Source organism: Kitasatospora sp. NPDC093679, from assembly GCF_040683455.1.
Lineage (GTDB): Bacteria > Actinomycetota > Actinomycetes > Streptomycetales > Streptomycetaceae > Kitasatospora > Kitasatospora arboriphila.
The window spans coordinates 1-3939 of the sequence record NZ_JBFBDW010000114.1; the positions used below are offsets into that span (position 1 = coordinate 1).

Annotated in this window: 1 protein-coding gene and 2 pseudogenes; all 3 read right to left on the reverse strand. The window is 70.7% G+C overall.

Going from position 1 to position 3939, the window contains the following annotated elements:
* A pseudogene (locus AB0O09_RS38660) lies at positions 1-66 on the reverse strand (roadblock/LC7 domain-containing protein); the annotation flags it as partial.
* Between the two features lie 10 nt (positions 67-76).
* Positions 77-3469 carry a nitrate- and nitrite sensing domain-containing protein gene (locus AB0O09_RS38665; protein ID WP_363550492.1) on the reverse strand — a complete coding sequence of 1131 codons (3393 nt, stop codon included), beginning with the start codon at positions 3467-3469 and terminating at the stop codon, positions 77-79.
* A gap of 371 nt (positions 3470-3840) precedes the next feature.
* A pseudogene (locus AB0O09_RS38670) lies at positions 3841-3939 on the reverse strand (ATP-binding protein); the annotation flags it as partial.

Consider the following 3939-nt stretch of genomic DNA (forward strand, 5'->3'; position numbering starts at 1 on the left):
CACCCCGGGGGTGTTGTCCACGAAATTGGTGATCAGCCAGTTCAGGTTCTGTGCGGCCTGGCTCATCTGACTCAACTCAACGCTCCTGGTGGTTCGAGCCGCCGAAGAGATCGGTGCTGCTGTTCTGGTTGCTGCCGCGACCCTGGTTCGGGTCGAAGCGGAAGCTGCCGGTGGCCCCCGGGTCACCGCCGGCGCTGCGGCCCTGCTCGACGCCGCGGCGCAGGTTGGTCAGGCGGCCGCGGACCTCCTCCGGGTTGCGGGAGACCTGCGGGCCTTCCTGCGGAGTCGGCTTGGCGTTGCCGGGCACGAGGTTCTGCTTGGGCACCCGGCGCGGCAGGCCGGCCTGGGTGGTGCCGGCCGACGAGGGCTCGCGGACCTGCTCGGCCCGCTGCCAGCCGCCGTCGTTGGCGGACTGCCAGGCGCTCGACGCGGTCGGGCCGGTCGGGCCGTAGCCGCCGAGCGCGGACACGTCGTGGCCGCGGTTCTCACCGGCGGGGCCGGAGGTGTCCTTGGCGCCGGCGAACCAGTTCGGCTTCTCGTCGCCGCCGCCGAAGGCACCGGCACCGGCACCGCCGCCGGCCAGCTGCTGGCCGGGGCGACGCTGCGGGAGACCGCCGGCCGTGGCCGCCGGGGGCAGCGCGGGCTGCTCGTCGGCCCCGTACGGGTGTCCGGCGGGCCGGTCGGCCTCGTACTGCTCCTCGTAGCCGTACGACTGGTAGGCGTCGTCCTGGGCGCCCTGCTGCTGCGGGATGCCCTGGTAGCCGTTCTGGTCGTACTGGCCCTGGTACTGGTCGTAGCCGTCCTGGCCGTAGCCCTGCTCCTGGTAGCCGTTCTGGTCGTACTGGCCCTGGTACTGGTCGTAGCCGTCCTGCGCGTACTGGTCCTGGCCGTAGCCCTGGTCCTGGTAGCCGGACTGCTCGTAGCCCTGGGGCTGGTACTCGTCCGCGTAGGGGGCCTCGGTGGTCTCGACCGCCTCGGCGTCGATGACCTCGTCGTGCGGGCCCGCCTCGATGGCGGCGGCACGGCGGCGCTGCGAGCGCTGCATGGACTCCAGCGCCGGGCTGAAGCCGCCGTTGCCGGTGCCGGTCAGGTGGTCGTCGAAGCCGAGCTCGGCGGCGCTGCGCTGGCTCCAGTCGTCCTGCCAGGCCTGGGTCGGCTCCTGCTCGGAGAAGATCCGGGAGACGGTGAACTGCTCCTCCGGCTCCGGCGCGGCGTTCATCTGGGTCAGGCCGATCGGGAGCATGACCAGCGAGGTGGTGCCGGCGGACTCGCCCGACGGGCGCAGCTGCACGCGGATGTCGTGCCGCTGGGACAGCCGGCCGACCACGAAGAGGCCCATGCGGCGCGAGATGGTCGCGTCGACCGTGGGCGGCTCGGCCAGCTTCTCGTTGATCTCCGCGAAGTCGTCGGCGGTGAGGCCGATGCCCTTGTCGTGGATCTCGACGAGGACGCGTCCGTCCGGCAGGCGGGTGGCGTTGACCAGGACGCGGGTCTGCGGGCTGGAGAACGTGGTGGCGTTCTCCAGCAGCTCGGCGAGCAGGTGGACGAGGTCGGTCACGGCGGCGCCGACGACCTCGGCCTCCGGGATGCCGGCGAGCTCGATGCGCTCGTACTGCTCCACCTCGGAGGCGGCGGCACGGAGCACGTCGACCAGCGGGACGGGGGTGTTCCAGCGGCGGCCGGGCTCCTCGCCCGCGAGGACGAGGAGGTTCTCGCCGTTGCGGCGCATGCGGGTCGCGAGGTGGTCCAGCTTGAAGAGGTTCTCCAGCTGGTCCGGGTCGGCCTCGTTGTTCTCCAGGTCGGTGATCAGCGCCAGCTGGCGCTGGATCAGGCTCTGGCTGCGGCGCGACAGGTTGGAGAAGATCGCGTTCAGGTTGCCTCGGAGCAGGGCCTGCTCGGCCGCGAGCGACACCGCCTGCGAGTGGACCTGGTCGAACGCGCGGGCGACCTCGCCGATCTCGTCCTTGCCGCGCAGCGGGATCGGCTCGACCGAGGTGTCGACCCGGTCCGGGTCGGTCTTGGAGAGCTTCTCGACCAGGTCGGGCAGACGGTGGTTGGCGATGTCCAGCGCGGCGGTGTTCAGGGTGCGCATGCCGAGGATCATCGAGCGGGCGATGAAGCCGGTGAGCAGACCGGCGAGCGCCAGCGCGGCGATCACGATGCCGGAGTTGAGGAAGGCGTCCGTCTGGGCGCGGTCCTTGATGTTCTGCGCGTCGCCGACGACCTCGTTGAGGAGGGCGGATTCCGTGGCGCGCAGGGCGTTCATGTGGCCGGCGGCGGCCTGGTTCCAGTTCTGGACGGTCAGACCGGCGTTCTTCGCGTTCTCGAAGAGCCGCTCCGCCGCCTCCTTGCCGTCCTGCTGGCCGCGGGCGGCGGCGTCGGAGTAGGCCAGGCCGATGTTCATCAGGCCGTTGACGGTCGGGATGCTCTGGTTGTCGGGCATCCGCAGCGGGGCGCGCTGGTCGGCGGCGGCCTGGGCGACCAGGGCGTCGGCGTAGACCTTGGCGTCGTCCGCGGTGGAGCCGGTGGTGAACTCGCTGATGGCGGTCGTCTCGAGCTTGCTCGCCACCAGGAGCGAGATGATCAGTTCCTGGTTCTCGTACCGGGTGACGGTGCCCTGGGCGATGCCGGCGAGCAGGTTGACCATCAGCGCGCGCTGGGTCGAGGCGGAGGCCTTCGCCAGCGACATGGCGTAGATCGCGCGGCCCTTGCTGGTGACGCTGGAGGAGCCGAAGCCGACGGAGTTGTCGATGGCCAGCAGCGGGGCGAACATCACCGAGTAGGCGGCCTGGGTGGCCGAGGCGAGCAGCTCGGGCTTGTAGGCGTTCTCGCGCAGGTGCGGCAGGAAGACGACGAGCTGCTGGAAGGCCGCGTCGCGGCGCTTGAGCGTGTCGTCGTCGGAGATCTTGCCGTAGGCCGTGTTGTACGCCTTGAGGGCGTCGTCGGTCTTCTTGCGGAGCTCGCCGAGCCGGCCCTGCGGGTCGGAGCCGGTGAGGATCGGCACGATCGAGAGGTCGCGCTCGTTCTCCAGGGCGTCCGCGAGGTCGGTCGCGGCGTGCGCGAGCTTCGCGGTCTTCACCGCACGGTCGGCCTTGTGGAAGTCGTCCAGCGAGGTGTTGACGCGCAGGCCGCCGAAGACCAGGCCGATGATGACCGGCACGAGCAGGATGGCGACCAGGCGGGTCGGCACGCGCCAGTTCCGGGGTGCCAGGAACTCGTACCGGCCGCCGCCCTCACCGCCTGCGGCCTCGGAGGCGCCGGACGTGCCGGTCGGCCCCGTGGCGCCGCCCGGGCGGTTGCCCGGGCCGCTGAGTATCTGGGTCGGCGGGCCGGCGGCGCCGCGCGGCTGCGGCCGGTCCTCGGCCGCCGTGAACGCGGAGAAGCCGACCGGTGCCTGACCGCCGGTTCCCTGCTCGTTCGGGCGGGGCTCGGACCGCCGCTGCGGGGTGTCTGGCTGCTTACGCCTCACTCGACAACAACCTCTCGGCCGATGGTGCGGCCATGAATCAATCCAGCGGCTACCCCCGCCGGCCGCAGCCCGCTGCTGGGTGGAACTGCCATATGGGGTGACTACGGGGTAGCTGGAATTTCAGCACGTGGAGGGATGCGGGACAAACAGCTCTCCGTACCCGAGATGTGCCGAATAAATCGGACATTTAGGGACAGTTGTGGAGCAAGTGGAAGGTCGACAGTGCACAGTGGATCGAGAACCTCACACTGTGTCGCTGTTGATCTCGAAATGCCTACCGAACTGTTATCGACGGAGAAACGCGCGCCCGCTCCCGTGCCCGTGGGGGCACCGGAGCGGGCGCGCTGCATCATCCGTCCTGGGTTCCTGTCCTACCGGAGGCGGGCCAGGAGGGCGTGCTCGACGAGGGTGATGAGGGCGCTCTTGGCGCTGTCCCGGCGTCGGGCGTCGAGGGTGATGATGGGGGTGTC